Origin of the sequence: Streptomyces sp. NBC_00726, from assembly GCF_045161735.1 — a bacterium.
Lineage (GTDB): Bacteria > Actinomycetota > Actinomycetes > Streptomycetales > Streptomycetaceae > Streptomyces.
In genome coordinates, this window is the sequence record NZ_CP108983.1 from 4740605 (window position 1) to 4761906 (window position 21302).

Consider the following 21302-nt stretch of genomic DNA (forward strand, 5'->3'; position numbering starts at 1 on the left):
GGGCTCAGGCGTCCGCGGGGACGCCGATGGCTTCCGTGATCGCGGCCACGGCATCGGCGCGCATCATGCCGAGGTGCACGTACGGCTTGCCGCTGTGGGTGACCATCGGCCGCGCGTTGACCCAGACCCGTTCCGGCAGCCCCAGTCCGGCCAGGGCCGCCCGGAGAGCGTCGGCCGCGTCGTCGGCGGCCTGGCGGCCGTCTCGATAGGTCTGCATGTCCATCGGCATCAGTGGCTCCCCGAGGCATGGTCGCGGATCTTCGTGGCGTGCCGCGCGGCCTGCCAGACGTCCCCGGCCTCCTTGGCGGACTTGAGACTCCGCCACTCGGTACCGCAGGTCGTGCAGCCCGGGGCCGGGGCACAGTCCAGCAGCCAGGCGTAGAAGCCCACGGGAAGGTCGATGGGTGGCTCTTGGGTGCTCTTGTGTCGCATCGTCAATTCTCCCCGGCTGCGAACAGGTGTGGTGGGAGAGCCCTGGTCGGCCCTGCGGCGACGCTAGGGAACACCTGTGCCGGGGCTCCAGTTCCTTGCACAAGCTTGCACGGCAATTACGCCTGCATAGGGGGGTCTTGACGTATCTGCACAGGTCGGGAAGGCTGATGCAAGTCTGAGCAAGCACCTGATTCGGGAGGCTGGCATGTCCGTGGAGTTCGTAGGGATCGACCCCAACACCGACCGCGACCACTGCCCGACCGTGTGGGCCGACGGGGAGGCGCAGGAAGTTCTCCTCCAGGGCTGGAAGCCTGACGCCAAGACCCATGCCCAGTGTGAGGCGACCAGTCCGGCGAACGGCTCCGTGCCGGACACCGAAGCGATCGTCCGGATCCCGGCCCGGATGATCCCGATGATCAGGGAGGCATGTGATGCCGTCGAGCGTGCCCAGCTTCGGTGAGCTGCTGGGCAAGTGCCAGCGGACCGCCGTCCATCTGGAGCTGCGCGACTCCTACGCGCCCACGGAACGATTCGAGGCGTGGCAGCGGGGCGAGCGCATCAACTGGGCCGATCGTGAGTCCTGGTGGCATCCGTACGACCAACTGATCTCCGAAACCGTGGCCCGTGGCGTCACCATCCGGCGTGCCCGGATCGTCTCGGAGCCGGTGAGCGAGTACATCCGCTGGGAGCACTACGTCACTCACGCCAACGTGACAGTGGGTGAACAGGTCCGATGGCTGCCCAGAAGGTTGGCGACCGGCATCGCGCTGCCGGGAAACGACTTCTGGCTGTTCGACGGCACCCTGTTGCGGGTTCACCATTTCTCGGGTGACGGTGCCGTGGTGGAGGACGAGATCACGAACGAGCCGGCCGTTGTGGCGCTGTGCCGCTCCGCGTTCGATACGGTTTGGCAACTCGCCACCCCGCACGAACAGTTCGAGATCTGACAGAACGGCCGGTTCGTTGTCCCAACACCCGTCGCCCAACGTCCAGAAGGCGCGTGAGGCGATAGCTGCCCGCCTGCGGGAGCTACGTCTGGACGCCGGTATTTCAGGGCGCGAACTGGCCGTTCGCTGCGGATGGCACGAGTCGAAGTCCTCGCGCATCGAGAACGCTCGAACGCCCCCTTCGGACGCCGACATCCGGGCCTGGTGTGCCACCTGTGGCGCCCCTGGGCAGGCGGACGACCTGGTGGCGGCCAACCGGCAGTCGGCGGAGTCGTACGTCCAGTGGAGGCGCCTCCAGGGCACCGGCTTGCGACGCTTGCAGGAGAGCGGGGCATCCCTGTACGACCGGACCAAGCTGTTCCGCGTCTACTGCTCCGACGTGATCCCCGGGTTCCTGCAGACGCCTGAGTACGCCACGGCGCTGCTCTCGTCCATCGCGGCCTTCCGGGGGACCAAGAACGACGTGGGCGAGGCCGTGGCGGCCCGCATGGACCGCAATCGGGTCATCAGGGAGGGCAACCGCCGGTTCCTGATCGTGCTGGAGGAGTCGGTCCTGCGGTACCGCGTCGCCGACGCCGAGACGATGGCCGTCCAGTACGGGCACCTGCTGGCCGCCATGGCCCTGCCCAGCGTCGCCCTGGGCATCATCCCGTTCGCCGCTGAGCGCACCGTCTGGCCGATGGCCACCTTCACCATGTTCGACGGGAAGAGGATCCACGCCGACACGCTCGACGCTGCCCAGACCCTCGTTGAACCGAGCCAGGTGACCCTGTATGCGCGGGCATTCGATCGGCTCTCAGAACACGCCGTACGGGGGCAGGCGGCCCGCGGAATCATCGCGAACGCCATTGCCGCTCTCGACTCCTGATCGGCGCTCGGATCTCGAAACCCGGAGCTCGGGTTCCGGGCGCCGTGGGGGAGTCGTGTTCGGCGCCCGGGTAGCGCTTGAGCTTCGGGATTCGAGGTCCGAGCCGTGTTCTTCGTCCGGCGGGTAGGTGAGGGATGGGGAAACCCTCCTGCCCTCCCCACCCCGTCACGGCCAGCAAGTATGACTAATAGTGAGCGAATTGCAGCGGAAAGTCGCGACTGCTTACGGTGCCCCCAACGAAACGACCCCGACGCGGTGTAGTCGCACCGGCCGGGGTCTGACCCAAGATCGACCCAGCGGAAAGTCCCGATCTCATGGCTGCCCAGCACTTTAGTCCCGCCCTGCCCGTCTCCGCCGAAGGCCCCCGCGCGGCCCGCCCCGGCTACGGCAAGCGTTCCGCGCCGCCCGGTCAGGACGCACCCCGCCCCGCAGACTTCACCGGCCTCCCCGAGCGCGAGCGGTACGTCGCCGCGTACATCGACCGCTTGCCCGACGGCGCTGCGATGGACATCAAGTCGCTCGCCAAGGACCTCCCCCTGTACGGCCAGATGGCCATCGGCTCCGCCCTGCGCGCGCTCGCGGTGGCCGGGCACCTGCGCCGCGTACGGCGGCGGGTCGACGGGGAAGGCACATGCCGGTGGGTGACGTACACGTACTGGTCCCGGACCGCCCGCGACAATGAGTGGTGGAGCGCCGCGCTTTCCGGACCGGCCGATGTGCCCCCGCAGCGCATCGCCCCCGAGCCGCCCGCGCCGCCGAAGGCTCCCGGCGCACCCTCCGACGCGTACCGCGCCCTCGCCGGACTCGGCCGCCGCGAACCCCGGCTGGCGCTCTCCGCCGCCGACTGCGCCGCCCTGGAACCGCTGGCCGCCGCCTGGTTCGCACGCGGCGCGGGCGCCGAGCACCTGACGGCGGCGCTCACTGCCGGGCTCCCGGAGCACGTCGCGTTCCCGCTCGGGCTCGTGCGCCGCCGCCTGGCCGACAAGATGCCGCCCGAGCTGCCGGACGCGGGGGCCCCGGCGGGCGGCCTGAGGGTCGAGTGCGTGGAATGCGGCCGCCCGGGCCCGGCGGAAGCCCTCCCGGACGGCCTCTGCGGCCCCTGCCGTACGTCCCCCGCGACGCCCTCGGACGACACCGCTGACGTCCCGGCCCGGGTCGCCGGGCTACGGGACCTGATGCGGGCGCGCTGACCGCGTACTCCGCACCGGAGTACGCGGGTTGCTGCTGGTGCGCGCCGTGGACGTAGCGCCAGATTGAACGCATGACACCACTGCCCGCCGCGGTCGCCCCCCACGCCCCCGCCACCGCAACCGAGTTCACCCAGCGCTTCAGCTCCACCCCGCGCGGCGCCCGCCTCGCCCGGCGCCTCACCCTGCACCAGCTCGACGCCCGGGGCGAACGCCGCCCGTCCACCGGGGACGTGCCCGATCCCGCGCCCCTCGCCGAGGACGGCCGTGGCCTGCTCCTGGTCTCGGCGCTCGCCGACCGGTGGGAGGTGCTGGACCGTGTGCCGCTGGGCAAGACGGTGGTGGCCGAGCTGGAGCCGGCGGGCTGAGGGCGAGGACTCCCCAGTAGCCGGCAACACCTCCTCTCGGGCCGCCGTGCCCCTGCGAGGGGATTCGGAAGTTCCGAAAGTAGGAATCTCTCACTTTCCTGCCGGTTCGGGTACGCTGGTGCCACGAGGCAGACACGGAATGCGGATAGGGAGGTCACTCATGGCTGCGACCACGTTCCATGCCGGCGTGCGCGACAAGGGGCAGCTGACGCTGCCCGCAGGGGTCCGCGAGGCGCTGGGAGTCTCCCCGGGCGACGAGCTTGAGTTCGCCATCAACGACGACGGCGTTGTCGAGGTGCACGGACTACGCAAGATCCGCACGGACCAGGCGTGGTTCTGGACGGAGCGGTGGCAGGCGGGTGAGCGTGACGCGAGCGAGGACATCGCCGCGGGGCGCACCACCCGGCATGAGGACGCGGACGAGATGTTCGCGCACCTCGCCGAGGAGAACTGACCCCGACCCCTGGGAGGCCCATTGCCGACTTTCGAGACGACCGCTCGCTTCGACCGTGATTTCAAGAAGCTCCTCCCCGAGGAGCGGGCACGGTTCCAGGACTGCGTTCGCAAGAAGTTCGTGCCGGACGCGGCCAACGGGCGGTTTCGGCCCGGCCTCCGGGTCAAACCGGTCCAGGGAGTGCCACTCCCAGCCGGCGCGCGTCCCGTCATGGAGATGACATGGGTGCCCGACGGGCGTGCCACCTGGCAGTACGCGGATGAAATCCGCGCGGGTGAGCCGCATATCGTCTGGCGCCGAGTCGGTGGGCACGAGATCTTCGATCCCGGCCCCGCTTGAGGGACAGAGGGCCGCATCCGACGAGGTGCGGCCCTCGGTGCTTTACGCCGGCGGCCTTACGGCTCCGGCAGGGCGCCCGTACATACGCGAAGACCCCGACCTCAGCGTTTCCGCTGACGGCGGGGTCTTTGGCACCTTCTGGAGGTGCCCCCGGCAGGATTCGAACCTGCGCACCCGGCTCCGGAGGCCGATGCTCTATCCCCTGAGCTACGGGGGCGTATCGCTGTGCTGCTCTGCGACGGGTGAAACACTACCAGCTCCGGCGGGGTGCCCGTGAACAGGTATTCCGCGTCATCGCGTGACGGTCCGCGCCCCCTCGTACACACATTCAGCCATCCTTACGGGGCCGCTTCCGGGGGCGGAAGTGGGCAAAACCCGGACGCAGCCCCTCCGGCGCGCCTACTCTCGAAGGGTGTCTGGGGCATGCGGCCGCGTGCTTGTTGTCGACGACAACAAGGTCATCCGGCAGTTGATCAGGGTCAACCTTGAGCTGGAGGGCTTCGAGGTCGTGACCGCGGGCGATGGTGTCGAGTGTCTGGATCTCGTGCACCGCGTCCGGCCCGACGTGATCACGCTCGATGTGGTCATGCCCCGGCTCGACGGCCTCCAGACCGCCACCCGGCTGCGGTCCGACCCGCGCACCGGGCATCTGCCGCTCGCGATCGTCAGCGCCTGCACGCCGTACGAGGTGGACAGCGGGGTCGCCGCCGGGGTCGACGCGTTCCTCGCCAAGCCCTTCGAGCCGGCCGAGCTGGTGCGGCTCGTGCGCCGGCTGATGGAGCGCGGGCGGCGGGCCGCGCTCGACGGGCGGGCGGAGAGCGCCGTCGGCTGACCGGATGGCGAAACCGGTTCGCGAAGGGCCCCCCTTCCTCCCATACGCTTGTCCCGTGACCCCCGTCGATCTCTCCACGACCGTGCTGCACGCCGTGCGCCGCGCGGTCCGCGAGGACGCCCTGCGCGCGCCCGTGCCCGCGCGCGTACGGGTGGAGAGGACCCGGCCCGGCGGGCGCGGCGACTACGCCAGCGCCGTCGCCCTCCAGCTCGCCGGCCTCGCCGGCCTCCGCGCCGGCGAGGTCGCCGAGATCCTGCGCGACCGGCTCGCCGGAGCCCCCGGAGTCGCCGGCGTCGAGATCACCGGACCCGGCTTCCTCAACTTCACGCTCGACGCCGCCACCGGCGCCGCCGCCCACCGCGACCTCGTCCACCGGGTCCGGGAGCAGGGGCGGCGGTACGGACACGGGGACGCCCTCGCCGGACAGCGGCTGCGGCTCGGCCACGCCCGCGAGGTCCGGGCCGCCGTCACCGCCGACGCCGTCCGCCGGCTGCTGACCGCCCAGGGCGCCGACGTACACCTCGCCTGCGACGGCGAGCCGGACCCGGACTGGGCGCGGCTCGGGGTGGGTACGGAGGCGTACGGGATGCCGCAGGCGGAGGCGCCCGGCGCGGCGCACGACGAACCGCGCGTCCCCGGAGCCCAGGCGGAAGCCCTCATACGCCCCGTCCCCGCAGGCGACACCGCCGCCGCCCTGCCGGCCCGGCTCGGCCGAGACGCCGCCCGCTGGGGTCTGCTCAGTGTCGCCGGGCACGACCGTGCCCCCCTCGGGCCCGGGCTCCTCGCGCAGACCGAGGCCAACGGCCTCTTCCGTGTCCGGTACGCACACGCCCGCGCCCGCGCCGTGCTCCGGGGCGCGGACCGGCTCGGGGTCGCCGTCGCGGGGCCCGGCGAGGACATCGACGCGACCGGGGCCGCCGGCCTGCTCACGCTGCTCGACGCGCACCCGGGCGTCCTCGCGGGCGCCGCCCGCCACCGCGCCCCCGACCGGCTCGTCCGGCACCTCGACGCGGTCGCCGCCGCCTTCTTCGACTTCCACGACGCCGCCCCGCCGCTGCCCGTCGGGGAGGAGAAACCCTCGGCCGCCCACCGCTCCCGGACGGCCCTCGCCGAAGCCGCCGGGACGGTGCTGGCCGGCGGCCTGTCCCTGCTCGGCGTCAGCGCGCCCGAACACCTCTGACCACCCGAGAGAGCCGAGCCCACACCATGAGCCGATCCGCACACCCCGCCGGACCCCGTCACGCCGACGTCATGTCCGACGGCCACTACCTCGCCCCCGCCGACGACCTCAACGTCCTGGACGAGAAGGTGTGGTCCAGCACCGTCACCCGTGACGAGCACGGCGCCCTGACCGTCGGCGGGCTCACCGTCTCCCGCCTCGCCGAGGAGTTCGGCACCCCCGCCTACTTCCTGGACGAGACCGACTTCCGGGCCCGCTGCCGCGCCTGGTCCGACGCCTTCGGGCCCGGGGCCGACGTCTTCTACGCCGGCAAGGCGTTCCTCTCCCGGGCCGTCGTGCGCTGGCTCAAGGAGGAGGGGCTCAACCTCGACGTCTGCTCGGCCGGCGAGCTGACCACCGCGCTCGACGCCGGAATGCCCGCCGAGCGCATCGCGCTGCACGGCAACAACAAGTCCGTCGAGGAGATCGAGCGCGCCGTCACCGCGGGCGTCGGCCGCATCGTCCTCGACTCCTTCCAGGAGATCGTCCGCGTCGCCCACGTCGCGCAGCGCCTCGGCAAGCGCCAGCGCGTCCAGATCCGGGTCACCGTCGGCGTCGAGGCGCACACCCACGAGTTCATCGCCACCGCCCACGAGGACCAGAAGTTCGGCATCGCGCTCGCCGGCGGACAGGCCGCCGAGGCCGTGCGCCGGGCGCTCACCCTGGACGGGCTCGAACTCGTCGGCATCCACTCCCACATCGGGTCCCAGATCTTCGATATGGCCGGCTTCGAGGTCTCCGCCCGGCGCGTCGTGCAGCTGCTCGCCGAGGTGCGCGACGAGCACGGCGTCGAACTGCCCGAGATCGACCTCGGCGGCGGCCTCGGCATCGCGTACACCTCCGAGGACGACCCGCGCGAACCGTACGAGATCGCCAAGTCGCTCGGCGACATCGTGACCCGCGAGTGCGAGGCCGCCGGGCTCGCCACCCCCCGTATCTCCGTCGAGCCCGGCCGCGCCATCGTCGGCCCGACCGCCTTCACGCTGTACGAGGTCGGCACCATCAAGCCGCTGGAGGGCCTGCGCACCTACGTGAGCGTCGACGGCGGCATGTCGGACAACATCCGGACCGCGCTGTACGACGCCGAGTACAGCGTCTCGCTGGCCTCGCGGACCTCGGACGCCGAACCGATGCTCGTCCGGGTCGTCGGCAAGCACTGCGAGAGCGGCGACATCGTGGTCAAGGACGCCTTCCTGCCGGCGGACCTGGCCCCCGGCGACCTGATCGCCGTGCCCGCCACCGGCGCGTACTGCCGCTCCATGGCGAGCAACTACAACCACGCCCTGCGCCCGCCGGTCGTCGCCGTGCGGGACGGCGGGGCGCGGGTGATCGTCCGGCGCGAGACGGAGGAAGATCTCCTGCGTCTCGACGTCGGCTGATGCCGTATTTCCGGGGGCGTACCACGCTGTCCCGGTAAACATCTCAGGATCCGGACGGGTGGCGGGAACACCCGTCCGGTGAGTGAGACTGGTCCGTACTACAGGTGTAAAGGAAACGAGGTCGGATGATGCGTACGCGTCCGCTGAAGGTGGCGCTGCTGGGCTGTGGTGTGGTCGGCTCAGAGGTGGCGCGCATCATGACGACGCACGCCGACGACCTCGCCGCGCGCATCGGCGCGCCGGTGGAGCTCGCCGGTGTCGCCGTCCGCCGGCCCTCCAAGGTGCGCGAGGGCATCGACCCCGCGCTGATCACCACGGACGCGACCGCCCTGGTCAAACGCGGCGACATCGACGTCGTCATCGAGGTCATCGGCGGCATCGAGCCCGCCCGTACGCTGATCAGGACCGCCTTCGAGTACGGCGCGAGCGTCGTCTCCGCCAACAAGGCGCTGCTCGCCGAGGACGGCGCCGCCCTGCACGCCGCCGCCGAGCAGCACGGCCGGGACCTCTACTACGAGGCCGCCGTGGCCGGTGCCATCCCGCTCGTACGGCCGCTGCGCGAGTCCCTGGCCGGCGACAAGGTCAACCGGGTGCTCGGCATCGTCAACGGCACCACCAACTTCATCCTCGACAAGATGGACACCAGCGGCGCCGGCTACTCCGAGGCGCTGGACGAGGCCACCGCCCTCGGTTACGCGGAGGCCGACCCCACCGCCGACGTGGAGGGCTTCGACGCCGCCGCGAAGGCCGCCATCCTCGCCGGGATCGCCTTCCACACCCGGGTGAGGATCGGCGACGTGCACCGCGAGGGCATCACCGAGGTCACCGCGGCCGACATCGCCTCCGCCCGCCGCATGGGCTGCACCGTCAAGCTCCTCGCCATCTGCGAGCGCGCCGCCGACGGCGCCTCCGTGACGGCCCGCGTGCACCCCGCGATGATCCCGCTCAGCCACCCGCTCGCCTCGGTGCGCGAGGCGTACAACGCGGTGTTCGTGGAGGCCGAGGCGGCCGGACAGCTGATGTTCTACGGTCCCGGCGCGGGCGGGTCGCCCACCGCGTCCGCGGTCCTCGGCGACCTCGTGGCCGTCTGCCGCAACAAGCTCAACGAGGCCCCCGGGCCCGGCGAGTCCGCGTACACGCGCCTGCCGGTGAGCCCCATGGGCGACGTCGTCACGCGGTACCACATCAGCCTCGACGTGGCCGACAAGCCTGGCGTGCTCGCCCAGGTCGCGACGGTCTTCGCCGACCAGGGCGTATCCATCGATACGGTCCGCCAGCAGAGCCGGCCGGACAGTCAGGAAACCGACGGCGAGGCATCGCTCGTCGTCGTCACCCACCGCGCGCCCGACGCCGCCCTCTCAGGGACCGTCGAGGCGCTGCGCAAGCTCGACACCGTACGCGGTGTCGCCAGCATCATGCGTGTTGAAGGGGAGTAAGGACCCATGACCACCAAGGGCACCCACCAGTGGCGCGGCATCATCGAGGAGTACCGGGACCGTCTCCCGGTCACGAGCACGACGCCGGTCGTCACGCTCCGTGAGGGCGGTACGCCGCTCGTCCCCGCTCAGGTCCTCTCCGAGCGCACGGGCTGCGAGGTGCATCTCAAGGTCGAGGGCGCCAACCCCACCGGGTCCTTCAAGGACCGCGGCATGACCATGGCCATCACCCGGGCCAAGGAGGAGGGTGCGAAGGCCGTCATCTGCGCCTCCACCGGCAACACCTCCGCCTCGGCCGCCGCCTACGCGGTCCGGGCCGGCATGGTCTGCGCGGTCCTCGTGCCGCAGGGCAAGATCGCGCTCGGCAAGATGGGCCAGGCGCTCGTGCACGGCGCCAAGATCCTCCAGGTCGACGGCAACTTCGACGACTGCCTCACGCTGGCCCGCTCGCTCTCGGACAACTACCCGGTCGCGCTGGTCAATTCGGTCAACCCGGTCCGTATCGAGGGCCAGAAGACCGCCGCGTTCGAGATCGTCGACGCGCTCGGCGACGCCCCGGACATCCATGTCCTCCCGGTCGGCAACGCGGGCAACATCACCGCGTACTGGAAGGGCTACACCGAGTACGCCGGGGACGGTGTGTCGACGCACAAGCCGCGCATGTGGGGCTTCCAGGCGTCCGGTTCCGCGCCCATCGTGCGCGGCGAGGTCGTCAAGGACCCGTCGACCATCGCCACCGCGATCCGGATCGGCAACCCGGCCTCCTGGAACTACGCGCTGGCCGCGCGGGACGAGTCGGGCGGCTTCATCGACGAGGTCACGGACCGTCAGATCCTGTCCGCTTACCGGCTGTTGGCCTCTCAGGAGGGCGTCTTCGTGGAGCCCGCGTCGGCCGCTTCGGTCGCCGGACTGCTCAAGGCCGCCGAGGAGGGCAAGGTCGACCCCGGCCAGCGCATCGTCTGCACGGTGACCGGCAACGGCCTCAAGGACCCGGACTGGGCCGTCGCGGGCGCCCCGCGGCCCGTCACCGTCCCGGTCGACGCGGCCGCCGCCGCCGAGAAGCTGGGCCTGGCGTAATCACGTAACGCCTCACCCCCGGGCCGGTCCGGACGACGGCCCGGGGTCAGGGCCTTTCGTTTGGATCATGCCGGGCTCGCGGGGCCTGGTGCCGCACCTCGCGGCGTTGTCGTCAGTCACCAACGCTCCGCGTTGCCTCAATCCTCCGCCTTGCGATGCACGGCACCAGGCCCCGCTCCCTGATCCGGTCTGATCCAAACGAAAGGCCCTGCGCGACGACTCGTCAGAAAGGGCGCCCTACCGGCCCTTTCCGGCAACAAGAGCGCACCGCGGGCGTGCGACACGCATCGTGCGCCTCCCGTGCGCCCTATGTCGCCACGGAACCTTCCTTCGATAAGCTGTACCCAACCCGCCCCGCCGCATCTGCCGGGGTGCCCCGGGCCGTTGCGGCTCCCCCGAAGAATCCCCGCCCGCAGCCCCCGGAATCCCCGCCGCCTCACAAGGAGAGTCGTCACAGCGATGGCCGGTCCCGCCTTCCGAGCCGCCGCCGTCCGGGTGCGCGTCCCCGCGACCAGCGCCAACCTGGGCCCCGGTTTCGACACCCTCGGCCTGTCGCTCGGCCTGTACGACGACGTCGTCGTCCGCGTCGCCGACTCCGGACTGCACATCGACATCGCCGGCGAGGGCGCGGACACCCTGCCCCGCGACGAGAAGCACCTGCTCGTACGGTCCCTGCGCACCGCCTTCGACCTGCTCGGCGGACAGCCGCGCGGCCTGGAGATCGTCTGCGCCAACCGCATCCCGCACGGCCGCGGCCTCGGCTCCTCCTCCGCCGCCATCTGCGCCGGAATCGTCGCCGCCCGCGCCGTGACGACCGGCGGCGACGCCCGGCTGGACGACGCCGCGCTGCTGGAGCTCGCCACCGAGATCGAGGGCCACCCCGACAACGTCGCGGCCTGCCTGCTCGGCGGATTCACGCTCGCCTGGATGGACGGCGCATCCGCCCGCGCGATCAGGATGGACCCCGCTGATTCCATCGTTCCGGTGGTTTTCGTCCCCGGCAAGCCGGTGCTCACCGAAACCGCCCGCGGACTCCTGCCGCGCACCGTCCCGCACGTCGACGCCGCCTTCAACGCAGGCCGTGCCGCCCTCCTCGTAGAGGCCCTGACCAGGCGCCCCGAGCTGCTGCTCACGGCCACCGAGGACCGGCTGCACCAGGACTACCGCGCGCCCGCCATGGCCGAGAGCGTCGAACTCGTCGGCCGGCTGCGCGCCGAGGGCGTCCCCGCGGTCATCTCCGGCGCCGGACCGACGGTGCTGGCCCTGGCCGGGGACGGCGACGCCGACAAGGTCGCCCGGCTGGCGGGCGAGGGCTGGGCGGCCAACCGGCTCGCCCTCGACGCGCGGGGCGCGAGCGTCCTGCCGCTCGCGCCGTAGCCGCGGGGCCGCTGGCCGAGAAGTGATTGCCGGTGAGTGAGAGGGGGAATGTTTGTTGGAGCCGGTAGTGTTAACCTCAAGTCTGCAATCGACGTCCATGAGGCGCGTTGCTTCGTGTCCCCTTCGGGACCACCATTTCTTCCGGGAGCCTCCCCAACTGCCTGAGCAGCCTGCCTGAGCAGTTGCGAGCACGCTCCGGAACCGGCACGACACCCCTCGCTCGTCCAGGAGTGGGCCGAGCAGGGGGATGCTCGCGCCGGGCACATGCACACCTCATCTCTCCGCCGTTCCATCCGGCGGACCACCGCCCCGGCACGGGCCGCACCAACCGAGGACCGCAGCCGGACAGCACAACCGGTCGCCGAGCCAGAAGGCCGACGTCCGCTCCAGGGAAGGACCCTTCGTGAGCGACACCACCGATCTGATGGGCGTGACTGCCGACAAGAGCGTCGACAGCGCCGCGCCCGCCGAAGGTGCTGCCACTGGCACCACCGCACGGCGCCGCCGCTCCGGCACCGGCCTTGAGGGCATGGTCCTGGCCGAGCTCCAGCAGGTCGCGTCCGGCCTCGGTATCAAGGGCACCGCGCGGATGCGCAAGAGCCAGCTGATCGAGGTCATCAAGGAGGCCCAGGCCGGCGGCGGCTCCTCCGCCCCCAAGACCAAGGCCGCCGCGGCCCCCGCCGAAGGCGCCGAGACCAAGCCGAAGCGCCGCGCCACCTCCAAGGCGCGCACCGGCGCCGACGAGGCCGCCCCGGCCGCCGCCGCGCCCGTCGAGAAGGCCACGGCCCAGCAGCAGATCGACATCCCGGGCCAGCCGGCCAGCGACGACCAGCCCGCGGGCGAGCGCCGCCGTCGCCGCGCCACCGCGCAGGCGGGCAGCCCGGAGAGCAAGCCGGACGCCAAGGCGCAGACCAAGGACCGCGCCCAGGACGAGCCGAAGCAGGAGCAGAAGCAGGAGGCGCCCGCCGAGGACCGCTCCGCCGACTCCAGGACCGAGTCCAAGGCCGAGTCCGGCGCGGACAACGCCGAGGGCCGCCGCGACCGCGGCGACCGCCAGCGCGGCGACCGGGGCGGCGAGCAGCGCCGCGACCGCCAGCGCGACCGGCAGCGCGGCAAGGGCGACGACCAGGGCGGCAACCGGCGCCAGGGCGGCGGCCAGAACCAGGGCGGCAACGGCCCGCAGGACGACGGCTTCGACGACGACGGCGGCCGGCGCGGCCGGCGCGGGCGCTACCGCGACCGCCGGGGCCGGCGCGGGCGCGACGAATTCGCTGACGCCCCGCCCGTCACCGACGACGACGTCCTGATCCCCGTCGCGGGCATCCTGGACATCCTCGACAACTACGCGTTCATCCGGACCTCCGGCTACCTGCCCGGCCCGAACGACGTGTACGTCTCGCTCGCCCAGGTCCGCAAGAACGGCCTGCGCAAGGGCGACCACGTCACCGGTGCGGTGCGCCAGCCCAAGGACGGCGAGCGCCGCGAGAAGTTCAACGCGCTGGTCCGCCTCGACTCGGTCAACGGCATGGCGCCCGAATCGGGCCGCGGCCGCCCCGAGTTCCAGAAGCTGACCCCGCTCTACCCGCAGGACCGGCTCCGCCTGGAGACCGACTCCAACGTCCTGACGACGCGGATCATCGACCTGGTCGCCCCCATCGGCAAGGGCCAGCGCGGTCTGATCGTGGCCCCGCCGAAGACCGGCAAGACCATGATCCTCCAGGCCATCGCCAACGCGATCACGGTCAACAGCCCCGAGTGCCACCTGATGGTCGTCCTCGTGGACGAGCGTCCGGAAGAGGTCACCGACATGCAGCGGTCGGTGAAGGGCGAGGTCATCTCCTCGACCTTCGACCGCCCCGCCGAGGACCACACCACGGTCGCCGAGCTGGCCATCGAGCGCGCCAAGCGCCTGGTGGAGCTGGGCCACGACGTGGTCGTCCTGCTGGACTCGATCACCCGCCTGGGACGCGCGTACAACCTCGCCGCCCCGGCCTCCGGCCGCATCCTGTCCGGTGGTGTCGACTCGACCGCGCTCTACCCGCCGAAGCGCTTCTTCGGTGCCGCGCGCAACATCGAGGACGGCGGCTCGCTGACCATCCTGGCCACCGCGCTGGTCGAGACCGGCTCGCGCATGGACGAGGTGATCTTCGAGGAGTTCAAGGGCACCGGCAACATGGAGCTCAAGCTCGACCGCAAGCTCTCCGACAAGCGGATCTTCCCGGCGGTGGACGTCGACGCGTCCTCCACCCGCAAGGAGGAAATCCTGCTGGGCGGCGAGGAGTTGGCGATCGTCTGGAAGCTGCGCCGGGTGCTTCACGCGCTCGACCAGCAGCAGGCCATCGAGCTCCTGCTCGACCGGATGAAGAAGACCCAGTCGAACGCGGAGTTCCTGCTCCAGATCCAGAAGACGACGCCGGCCCCGGGCAACAACGACTAGTCGCAGCCCCCGGCCGCACACAGGGCCGCCCCCGCACTTCCGGTGCGGGGGCGGCCCTGTGCCGTACCCCGTTGCCGTTCCGAGACCTTCGCCACACGGGCGCCGGCGCGCAGCACCCCGTACAACCGTTGTACGGGCCACGAAACCGCAGGTGGGCGCCGGAATACCGGCCGGCACCGCACCCGCGCGGGCCGGTCCGGGCGCAGCCGGGGGCCACAGCCGCCTGTGCCAACCTTTTCGTCGCCACCACCGCAAGGGGGTCACCGACGGAACGAGGGAGACGCATGAGCGAGCCAAGCGGGAGCAGCGGCCGAATACGGGCCACCGGCAAACGCCGGAAGAAGCCGTCCCGCGGTCGCAGGGCCACCCGGATCGCCCTCTGGGGCCTGGCCGGCGCGGTCGTCGTCGGCGGTGCGGGGCTCGGTTACGCGTACGTCCATCTCAACGGAAACCTCCAGGCCGTCGACATCAACACCGCGCTCGGCAAGGACCGCCCCGAGAACATCGACAACGGCTCCGAGGACATCCTCGTCCTGGGCTCCGACTCCCGTTCCGGCGCCAACGGCGAATACGGCGAGGACGGCGGCGCGGCCCGCTCCGACACCGCGATGGTCGTCCACGTCAACAAGGGACACCGGACCGCGAGTGTGGTCTCCATCCCGCGCGACACCCTCGTCACCCGCCCCGACTGCACCGGCGCCGGCGGCGACCCGGTGGCCGGGCAGCGGCGGGCCATGTTCAACACGGCGTACGAGGTCGGCGGGCCGGCCTGCGCGGTGAAGACCGTGGAATCCATGTCCGGCATCCGCATGGACCACTACATCGAGGTCGACTTCACCGGCTTCAAGAAGCTGATCGACAAGCTCGGCGGCGTCGAGATCACCACCACCGAGGCGATCGACGACCCCGACAGCCATCTGGACCTCGAACCCGGCACCCACACCCTGGACGGCGAGCAGTCCCTCGGCCTGGTCCGCACCCGGCACAGCGTCGGCGACGGCAGCGACCTCGGCCGCATCCAGCTCCAGCAGGCGTTCATCAAGGCGCTGATGCAGCAGGTCAAGAGCGTGGGCGTGTTCGACGGCACCAAGCTCTACGGCATCGCGGACACCGCCACCAAGGCGGTCACCACCGACTCCGACCTCGGCTCGGTCACCAAGCTCGCGGGCTTCGCCAAGGGCCTCAAGGGCCTCGGCTCCGACGACGTGAACATGGTGACCCTGCCCGTCGAGTACGACCCCGCCGACCCCAACCGGGTCGTCCCGCTGGAGGAGGCCGGCCAGCAGGTCTGGGACGCCCTGAACGCCGACAAGCCGATCCCCGCCTCCGCGACGGAGCAGTCGGCCGGCGACAAGGGCGACGCGGGCAAGATCGTCCGGTGACCCGGACCCCCGGCCGCACACCGGGGGAATACCCGGCCCTCCACCCTGGTTTTGGGAGATACGGCCGGTCCTGGCAGACTGGTACGTCGGCCCCGGTTCACGGACGCGCAATCCGCGCGTACGACCCGGAGCCCTCCCGAACCTAGGAGACACCCTTGAAGCGCGACATCCACCCCCAGTACGTCGAGACGCAGGTCAGCTGCACCTGTGGCGCGTCGTTCACCACCCGCTCCACGCTGGACAGCGGCACCATCCGTGCCGAGGTCTGCTCCGAGTGCCACCCGTTCTACACGGGCAAGCAGAAGATCCTCGACACCGGTGGCCGTGTGGCCCGCTTCGAGGCCCGCTTCGGCAAGGGCGCCAAGGCCGCCGGCAAGTAGCGAGCCGTCCGCGCCGGTCCGCGGTGCCCTCTTCCCGGGGGCGCCGTGGCCGGCGTTTTTTTCCGGTCCGGGCACGGGGTCTCCGTACCCCGGCCCCGGCAGGCACCCACCGGCCGGCAGGCACGACGAGCGAAGGAACCAGGAGCCCGAGATGTTCGAGGCGGTCGAGGAACTGATCGGTGAGCACGCCGATCTTGAGAAGCAGCTCGCCGACCCCGCGGTCCACGCCGACCAGGGCAACGCGCGCAAGCTCAACAAGCGCTACGCGGAGCTGAGCCCGATCGTCGCGACGTACCGCTCCTGGAAGCAGTCCGGTGACGACATCGAGACCGCCCGCGAGTTCGCCGCCGACGACCCCGACTTCGCCGCCGAGGTCAAGGAGCTGGAGCAGCAGCGCGAGGAGCTCACCGAGAAGCTCCGCCTCCTGCTCGTCCCCCGGGACCCCAGCGACGACAAGGACGTGCTCCTGGAGATCAAGGCCGGGGCGGGCGGCGACGAGTCCGCGCTGTTCGCCGGCGATCTGCTGCGCATGTATCTGCGCTACGCCGAGCGCGTCGGCTGGAAGACCGAGATCATCGACTCCACCGAGTCCGAGCTCGGCGGCTACAAGGACGTCCAGGTCGCCGTCAAGACCAAGGGCGGCAACGGGGCCACCGAACCCGGCCAGGGCGTCTGGGCCCGGATGAAGTACGAGGGCGGGGTGCACCGCGTGCAGCGCGTGCCGTCCACCGAGTCCCAGGGCCGCATCCACACCTCCGCCGCCGGTGTCCTCGTGACCCCCGAGGCCGAGGAGGTCGACGTCGAGATCCACGCCAACGACCTCCGCATCGACGTCTACCGCTCGTCCGGCCCCGGCGGCCAGTCCGTCAACACGACCGACTCCGCCGTCCGCATCACCCACCTGCCGACCGGTGTCGTCGCCTCCTGCCAGAACGAGAAGAGCCAGCTCCAGAACAAGGAGCAGGCGATGCGCATCCTGCGCTCCCGGCTGCTCGCCGCCGCCCAGGAGGCCGCCGAGCAGGAGGCTTCGGACGTACGTCGCAGCCAGGTGCGAACGGTCGACCGTTCCGAGAAGATCCGGACGTACAACTTCCCGGAAAACCGGATCTCGGACCACCGCGTCGGCTTCAAGGCGTACAACTTGGACCAGGTGCTCGACGGCGACCTGGACGCGGTGATCCAGGCGTGCGTCGACGCCGACTCCGCCGCCAAGCTGGCCGCCGCCTGAGCCCACCGCCCGCCCCGCCCCGCTCGTGAACCCGTACGGAGAGACCGCGATGAACCTGCTGCTCGCCGAGGTGGCCCAGGCCACCCAGCGGCTGGCCGACGCCGGTGTTCCCTCACCGAGATTCGATGCCGAGGAACTCGCCGCGTTCGTGCACGGCGTCAAGCGGGGCGAGCTGCACAACGTGCCGGACGCCGACTTCGACGCCCGCTACTGGGAGACCATCGCCCGCCGCGAGGCCCGCGAACCCCTCCAGCACATCACCGGCCGCGCTTTCTTCCGCTACCTGGAGCTCCAGGTCGGGCCCGGCGTCTTCGTGCCCCGCCCGGAGACCGAGTCCGTCGTCGGCTGGGCCATAGACGCCGTCCGCGCGATGGACGTCGTGGAGCCGCTGATCGTGGACCTGTGCACCGGCTCCGGCGCCATCGCCCTCGCCATGGCCCAGGAGGTCCCGCGCTCCCGGGTGCACGCCGTGGAGCTCTCCGAGGACGCCCTGAAGTGGACCCGGAAGAACGCCGAGGGCTCCCGCGTCACCGTCCACCGCGGCGACGCGCTCACCGCCCTGCCCGAGCTGGACGGCCAGGTCGACCTCGTCATCTCCAACCCGCCCTACATCCCGCTCACCGAGTGGGAGTACGTGGCGCCCGAGGCGCGCGACCACGACCCCGAGATGGCGCTGTTCTCCGGCGAGGACGGCCTCGACACCATCCGCGGCATCGAGCGCACCGCGCACCGGCTGCTCCGCCCCGGCGGCCTCGTCGTCATCGAGCACGCCGACACCCAGGGCGGCCAGGTGCCCTGGATCTTCACCGAGGAACGGGGCTGGGCCGACGCGGCCGACCACCCCGACCTCAACCGGCGGCCCCGGTTCGCCACCGCCCGCAAGGCGATGCCGTGACCCGGGCCGGCGCCCCGCACCCCTACCCGTACATGCTTGAGGAGGCCGGCTGATGGCACGGCGATACGACTGCAACGACGCGACGGACCGCACGACGGGGCTGCGCGAAGCCGCGTCGGCCGTCCGCCGCGGCGAGCTCGTCGTGCTGCCCACCGACACCGTGTACGGGATCGGCGCGGACGCCTTCGCCTCCGAGGCGGTCGGCGACCTGCTGGAGGCCAAGGGCCGGGGCCGCAACATGCCCTCGCCGGTCCTCATCGGCTCCCCGAACACCCTGCACGGCCTGGTCACCGACTTCTCCGAGCAGGCGTGGGAGCTGGTCGACGCCTTCTGGCCGGGCGCCCTGACCCTGGTCGCCAAGCACCAGCCCTCGCTCCAGTGGGACCTCGGCGACACCCGGGGCACCGTCGCCGTCCGGATGCCGCTGCACCCGGTCGCCATCGAGCTGCTCACCGAGGTCGGCCCGATGGCCGTGTCCAGCGCCAACCTGACCGGCCACCCCTCGCCGGAGGACTGCGACGCCGCCCAGGAGATGCTCGGCGACGCCGTCTCCGTCTACCTCGACGGCGGCCCGACCCCCGGCATCGTGCCCTCCTCCATCGTGGACGTCACCGGCAAGGTGCCCGTCCTGCTGCGTGCCGGGGCGATCTCGGCGGAGGAGCTGCGCAAGGTGGTCCCCGACCTTGAGGTGGCCAATTGACCGCCCCCGAGGGGCGTGGCATAGCGGGGCGGCCCGACACTTTCCGCATCCTCCACGTCAGCACCGGCAACGTCTGCCGCTCGCCGATCACCGAGCGGCTGACCCGGCACGCCCTGGTGCACCGGCTGGGGGACCCGCTCCAGGGCGGGCTGATCGTGGAGAGCGCCGGGACCTGGGGCCACGAGGGCGCCCCGATGGAGGCCAACGCCGAGGTGGTCCTCGCCGACTTCGGCGCGGACGCCTCCGGCTTCACCGGCCGTGAGCTGCTGGACGAGCATGTGATCCGGGCCGACCTCGTGCTCACCGCCACCCGCGACCACCGCGCCCAGGTCATCTCCATGGGCCACTCGGCCGGGCTGCGCACCTTCACGCTCAAGGAGTTCACCAGGCTGGTCCGGGCCATAGACCCGGCCACCCTGCCCGACGCCCGCGAGGAGGGCGTGGTCGAGCGCGCCCGCGCCCTGGTCCGGGCCGCCGCGGCGCTGCGCGGCTGGCTGCTGGCCCCGACCGCGGACGCCGACGAGGTCCACGACCCGTACGGCGCCCCGATCACCTTCTTCCGGTCCATCGGCGACGAGATCAGCCAGGCCCTGGACCCGGTCGTCACCGCGCTGACCGGCGTCTCCGCGCACCGCTGACCCCGGCGGCGGGCTTCCCGCGGGGGCCCTCGATGATCTTCCTGAGCGGTGCCGTGCAACCATCGCGGACAGCTTCGTGTCCTCAACCATGGGACCTGTCTAGTTAAGGTGTGGGCTGAGATGGCCGGCGATATCTGTGGGGCAGCCCGTGCGTGATTACCTGCTGACACTCTGTGTCACGGCCGCTGTGACCTACTTGCTCACCGGTCCGGTGCGCAAGTTCGCCATCGCGGTCGGGGCGATGCCCGCGATCCGCGCGCGCGACGTCCACCGCGAACCGACCCCGAGGCTCGGCGGCATCGCCATGTTCGGCGGGCTGTGCGCGGGGCTCATCGTCGCCAACCACCTGGCCAACCTCGACGGCGTCTTCGAGCTCTCCAGTGAACCGAGAGCGCTGCTCTCCGGGGCGGCGCTGATCTGGCTGATCGGGGTCCTGGACGACAAGTTCGAGATCGACGCCCTGATCAAGCTGGGCGGGCAGATGCTCGCCGCCGCCGTGATGGTCCTCCAGGGCCTCACGATCCTGTGGCTGCCGATCCCGGGCGTCGGCACCGTCGCCCTCACCCCGTGGCAGGGCACGCTGCTCACCGTGGCGCTGGTCGTCATCACGATCAACGCGGTCAACTTCGTGGACGGCCTGGACGGGCTCGCGGCGGGCATGGTGCTCATCGCCGCCGCCGCGTTCTTCCTGTACACCTACCGGCTCTGGTACGGGCACACCATCGAGGCCGCTGCCCCGGCGACGCTGTTCGCGGCGATCCTGATGGGCATGTGCCTCGGCTTCCTGCCGCACAACATGCACCCCGCGCGGATCTTCATGGGTGACTCGGGGTCGATGCTCATCGGCCTGGTGCTCGCGGCGGGCGCGATCTCGGTGACCGGGCAGGTCGACCCGGACACCATGAAGATCTTCGAGGGCAGTGAGCGCCAGGCGACCCACGCGATGCTCCCGGTCTTCATCCCGCTGCTGCTGCCGCTGACCATCATCGCGATCCCGGCGGCCGACCTGGTGCTGGCGATCGTCCGGCGCACCTGGAACGGCCAGTCGCCGTTCGCGGCGGACCGCGGTCACCTGCACCACCGGCTGCTCAACATCGGCCACTCGCACAGCCGGTCGGTGCTGATCATGTACTTCTGGTCGGCGCTGATCGCGTTCGGCGCGGTGGGGTACTCGGTGCACTCGACGTCCCTGTGGATCGTGATCGTGATCGTGGGGCTGAGCGCGCTCGGGCTGATCCTGCTCCTGATGCCCCGCTTCACCCCGCGCGCCCCGCACTGGGCGGAACGCTTCGTGCCGCCGCGCTACCGCCGCAGACGGCGTCGGGCGGAGGAGCCGGGTGCCGCCGTGCCGGGTGCCGCCGCGCCGGAGGAGGCCGGGGAGGCCGCGGAGGGCCAACAGGGCGCCGTGGACGGCCAGATGGGGACTGGTGGGGCCGGTGGGGCCGGTGAGGCCGTGGACGGTGCCCAGGAGCGTGAGGCGGCCGCCGGGGCGCCCGTCGCCGCGGGTGTCTCGGGCGTCAACGGAGCGACCGCTATCGGCCACCGTTCGCGTACGAGCGACCGCCGGGCGGCCGGTTCCACCCGCCGCTGAACCGGTCACCGGCACCCAATAGCAGACAAAGCGAAGCCGCGCCTCGCTCACACGTGCTTATTAGCCCTCACGTGTGACGGCGAGCACACTTTCTTGGTAAAGACCTCATCAAATAGTTTGTGATACCGTTCACGAA

Annotated in this window: 23 protein-coding genes and 1 tRNA gene; 21 read left to right on the plus strand and 3 right to left on the minus strand. The window is 71.5% G+C overall.

From position 1 onward, the window contains the following. Positions 1–4: 4 nt before the first annotated feature. Both OG338_RS21370 and OG338_RS21375 read right to left on the minus strand, forming a co-directional pair. Complete coding sequence (locus OG338_RS21370; RefSeq protein WP_405938850.1) at positions 5–229, minus strand: hypothetical protein; 225 nt, start codon at positions 227–229, stop codon at positions 5–7. Beyond that, positions 229–432 (minus strand): hypothetical protein, encoded by a 204-nt coding sequence (locus OG338_RS21375; protein WP_405938851.1) that lies wholly within the window; start codon positions 430–432, stop codon positions 229–231. The genes OG338_RS21370 and OG338_RS21375 overlap by 1 nt, the downstream gene beginning before the upstream one ends. A 205-nt stretch (positions 433–637) precedes the next feature. Here OG338_RS21375 and OG338_RS21380 point away from each other — a divergent pair, with 205 nt between their 5' ends. The 7 genes from OG338_RS21380 (at position 638) to OG338_RS21410 (ending at position 4595) form a co-directional block, all read left to right on the plus strand. Next, positions 638–892, plus strand: coding sequence for a hypothetical protein (locus tag OG338_RS21380; protein WP_405938852.1), 255 nt, complete (start codon positions 638–640; stop codon positions 890–892). After that, positions 864–1379 carry a DUF6879 family protein gene (locus OG338_RS21385; RefSeq protein ID WP_405938853.1) on the plus strand — a complete coding sequence of 172 codons (516 nt, stop codon included), beginning with the start codon at positions 864–866 and terminating at the stop codon, positions 1377–1379. The genes OG338_RS21380 and OG338_RS21385 overlap by 29 nt, the downstream gene beginning before the upstream one ends. 16 nt (positions 1380–1395) lie before the next feature. Next, positions 1396–2247, plus strand: a complete 852-nt coding sequence (locus tag OG338_RS21390; RefSeq protein ID WP_405938854.1) for a helix-turn-helix domain-containing protein — start codon at positions 1396–1398, stop codon at positions 2245–2247. Between the two features lie 314 nt (positions 2248–2561). After that, positions 2562–3437, plus strand: coding sequence for a MarR family transcriptional regulator (locus OG338_RS21395; protein ID WP_405938855.1), 876 nt, complete (start codon positions 2562–2564; stop codon positions 3435–3437). 71 nt (positions 3438–3508) lie between these two features. Further along, the gene (locus tag OG338_RS21400) at positions 3509–3802 is read left to right on the plus strand and encodes a hypothetical protein (protein WP_405938856.1); all 294 of its coding nucleotides are present in this window, start codon (positions 3509–3511) and stop codon (positions 3800–3802) included. Positions 3803–3962: 160 nt separating this feature from the next. After that, on the plus strand, positions 3963–4256 hold the full coding sequence (locus OG338_RS21405) for an AbrB/MazE/SpoVT family DNA-binding domain-containing protein (RefSeq protein WP_405938857.1): 294 nt from the start codon (positions 3963–3965) through the stop codon (positions 4254–4256). Positions 4257–4277: 21 nt separating this feature from the next. Beyond that, entirely contained in the window at positions 4278–4595 is a 318-nt protein-coding gene (locus tag OG338_RS21410; RefSeq protein ID WP_405938858.1) for a hypothetical protein, read from the plus strand. A 145-nt stretch (positions 4596–4740) separates the two neighbouring features. Here OG338_RS21410 and OG338_RS21415 read toward each other — a convergent pair. Then, positions 4741–4812, minus strand: a tRNA-Arg gene (locus OG338_RS21415). Positions 4813–5028: 216 nt separating this feature from the next. On the opposite strand from OG338_RS21415, the gene OG338_RS21420 reads away from it, so the two are divergent. The 14 genes from OG338_RS21420 to OG338_RS21485 all read left to right on the plus strand — a co-directional run bounded on the left by OG338_RS21420 (position 5029) and on the right by OG338_RS21485 (position 21166). Next, a complete protein-coding gene (locus OG338_RS21420; RefSeq protein WP_405938859.1) occupies positions 5029–5427 on the plus strand; it encodes a response regulator in 399 nt (132 codons plus the stop codon). 55 nt (positions 5428–5482) lie between these two features. After that, complete coding sequence (nrtL, locus tag OG338_RS21425; protein ID WP_405938860.1) at positions 5483–6607, plus strand: ArgS-related anticodon-binding protein NrtL; 1125 nt, start codon at positions 5483–5485, stop codon at positions 6605–6607. Between the two features lie 26 nt (positions 6608–6633). After that, on the plus strand, positions 6634–8025 hold the full coding sequence (gene lysA / locus OG338_RS21430) for a diaminopimelate decarboxylase (RefSeq protein ID WP_405938861.1): 1392 nt from the start codon (positions 6634–6636) through the stop codon (positions 8023–8025). 125 nt (positions 8026–8150) lie between these two features. Next, positions 8151–9461 (plus strand): homoserine dehydrogenase, encoded by a 1311-nt coding sequence (locus OG338_RS21435; protein ID WP_405938862.1) that lies wholly within the window; start codon positions 8151–8153, stop codon positions 9459–9461. Between the two features lie 6 nt (positions 9462–9467). After that, positions 9468–10538: a threonine synthase gene (thrC, locus tag OG338_RS21440; RefSeq protein ID WP_405938863.1), complete on the plus strand. Its 1071-nt coding sequence runs from the start codon at positions 9468–9470 to the stop codon at positions 10536–10538. Between the two features lie 459 nt (positions 10539–10997). Next, on the plus strand, positions 10998–11915 hold the full coding sequence (thrB, locus tag OG338_RS21445) for a homoserine kinase (RefSeq protein ID WP_405938864.1): 918 nt from the start codon (positions 10998–11000) through the stop codon (positions 11913–11915). Between the two features lie 403 nt (positions 11916–12318). Beyond that, entirely contained in the window at positions 12319–14352 is a 2034-nt protein-coding gene (gene rho, locus OG338_RS21450) for a transcription termination factor Rho (RefSeq protein WP_405938865.1), read from the plus strand. 284 nt (positions 14353–14636) lie between these two features. Continuing rightward, entirely contained in the window at positions 14637–15734 is a 1098-nt protein-coding gene (locus OG338_RS21455) for an LCP family protein (protein ID WP_405938866.1), read from the plus strand. Between the two features lie 155 nt (positions 15735–15889). After that, complete coding sequence (gene rpmE, locus OG338_RS21460; RefSeq protein WP_018102644.1) at positions 15890–16114, plus strand: 50S ribosomal protein L31; 225 nt, start codon at positions 15890–15892, stop codon at positions 16112–16114. Between the two features lie 151 nt (positions 16115–16265). Beyond that, positions 16266–17342 (plus strand): peptide chain release factor 1, encoded by a 1077-nt coding sequence (gene prfA, locus OG338_RS21465; protein WP_018102643.1) that lies wholly within the window; start codon positions 16266–16268, stop codon positions 17340–17342. A 49-nt stretch (positions 17343–17391) separates the two neighbouring features. Then, a complete protein-coding gene (prmC, locus tag OG338_RS21470) occupies positions 17392–18237 on the plus strand; it encodes a peptide chain release factor N(5)-glutamine methyltransferase (protein WP_405938867.1) in 846 nt (281 codons plus the stop codon). A 52-nt stretch (positions 18238–18289) separates the two neighbouring features. Further along, complete coding sequence (locus OG338_RS21475) at positions 18290–18937, plus strand: L-threonylcarbamoyladenylate synthase (protein ID WP_405938868.1); 648 nt, start codon at positions 18290–18292, stop codon at positions 18935–18937. After that, entirely contained in the window at positions 18934–19575 is a 642-nt protein-coding gene (locus tag OG338_RS21480; protein ID WP_405938869.1) for a protein-tyrosine-phosphatase, read from the plus strand. Before OG338_RS21475 ends, OG338_RS21480 begins: the two co-directional genes overlap by 4 nt. 136 nt (positions 19576–19711) lie before the next feature. Continuing rightward, positions 19712–21166 (plus strand): MraY family glycosyltransferase, encoded by a 1455-nt coding sequence (locus OG338_RS21485; RefSeq protein ID WP_405938870.1) that lies wholly within the window; start codon positions 19712–19714, stop codon positions 21164–21166. The last annotated feature ends 136 nt before the right edge of the window (positions 21167–21302 follow it).

Excerpts from the sequence above, each read along its gene's own strand:
- OG338_RS21370 (WP_405938850.1), bottom strand. The coding sequence starts at position 229 with ATGCCGATGGACATGCAGACCTATCGAGACGGCCGCCAGGCCGCCGAC.
- OG338_RS21375 (WP_405938851.1), bottom strand. The coding sequence starts at position 432 with ATGCGACACAAGAGCACCCAAGAGCCACCCATCGACCTTCCCGTGGGC.
- OG338_RS21380 (WP_405938852.1), top strand. The coding sequence starts at position 638 with ATGTCCGTGGAGTTCGTAGGGATCGACCCCAACACCGACCGCGACCAC.
- OG338_RS21385 (WP_405938853.1), top strand. The coding sequence starts at position 864 with ATGCCGTCGAGCGTGCCCAGCTTCGGTGAGCTGCTGGGCAAGTGCCAG.
- OG338_RS21395 (WP_405938855.1), top strand. The coding sequence starts at position 2,562 with ATGGCTGCCCAGCACTTTAGTCCCGCCCTGCCCGTCTCCGCCGAAGGC.
- OG338_RS21400 (WP_405938856.1), top strand. The coding sequence starts at position 3,509 with ATGACACCACTGCCCGCCGCGGTCGCCCCCCACGCCCCCGCCACCGCA.
- OG338_RS21405 (WP_405938857.1), top strand. The coding sequence starts at position 3,963 with ATGGCTGCGACCACGTTCCATGCCGGCGTGCGCGACAAGGGGCAGCTG.
- lysA (WP_405938861.1), top strand. The coding sequence starts at position 6,634 with ATGAGCCGATCCGCACACCCCGCCGGACCCCGTCACGCCGACGTCATG.
- OG338_RS21435 (WP_405938862.1), top strand. The coding sequence starts at position 8,151 with ATGATGCGTACGCGTCCGCTGAAGGTGGCGCTGCTGGGCTGTGGTGTG.
- thrC (WP_405938863.1), top strand. The coding sequence starts at position 9,468 with ATGACCACCAAGGGCACCCACCAGTGGCGCGGCATCATCGAGGAGTAC.
- thrB (WP_405938864.1), top strand. The coding sequence starts at position 10,998 with ATGGCCGGTCCCGCCTTCCGAGCCGCCGCCGTCCGGGTGCGCGTCCCC.
- OG338_RS21455 (WP_405938866.1), top strand. The coding sequence starts at position 14,637 with ATGAGCGAGCCAAGCGGGAGCAGCGGCCGAATACGGGCCACCGGCAAA.
- prfA (WP_018102643.1), top strand. The coding sequence starts at position 16,266 with ATGTTCGAGGCGGTCGAGGAACTGATCGGTGAGCACGCCGATCTTGAG.
- prmC (WP_405938867.1), top strand. The coding sequence starts at position 17,392 with ATGAACCTGCTGCTCGCCGAGGTGGCCCAGGCCACCCAGCGGCTGGCC.
- OG338_RS21475 (WP_405938868.1), top strand. The coding sequence starts at position 18,290 with ATGGCACGGCGATACGACTGCAACGACGCGACGGACCGCACGACGGGG.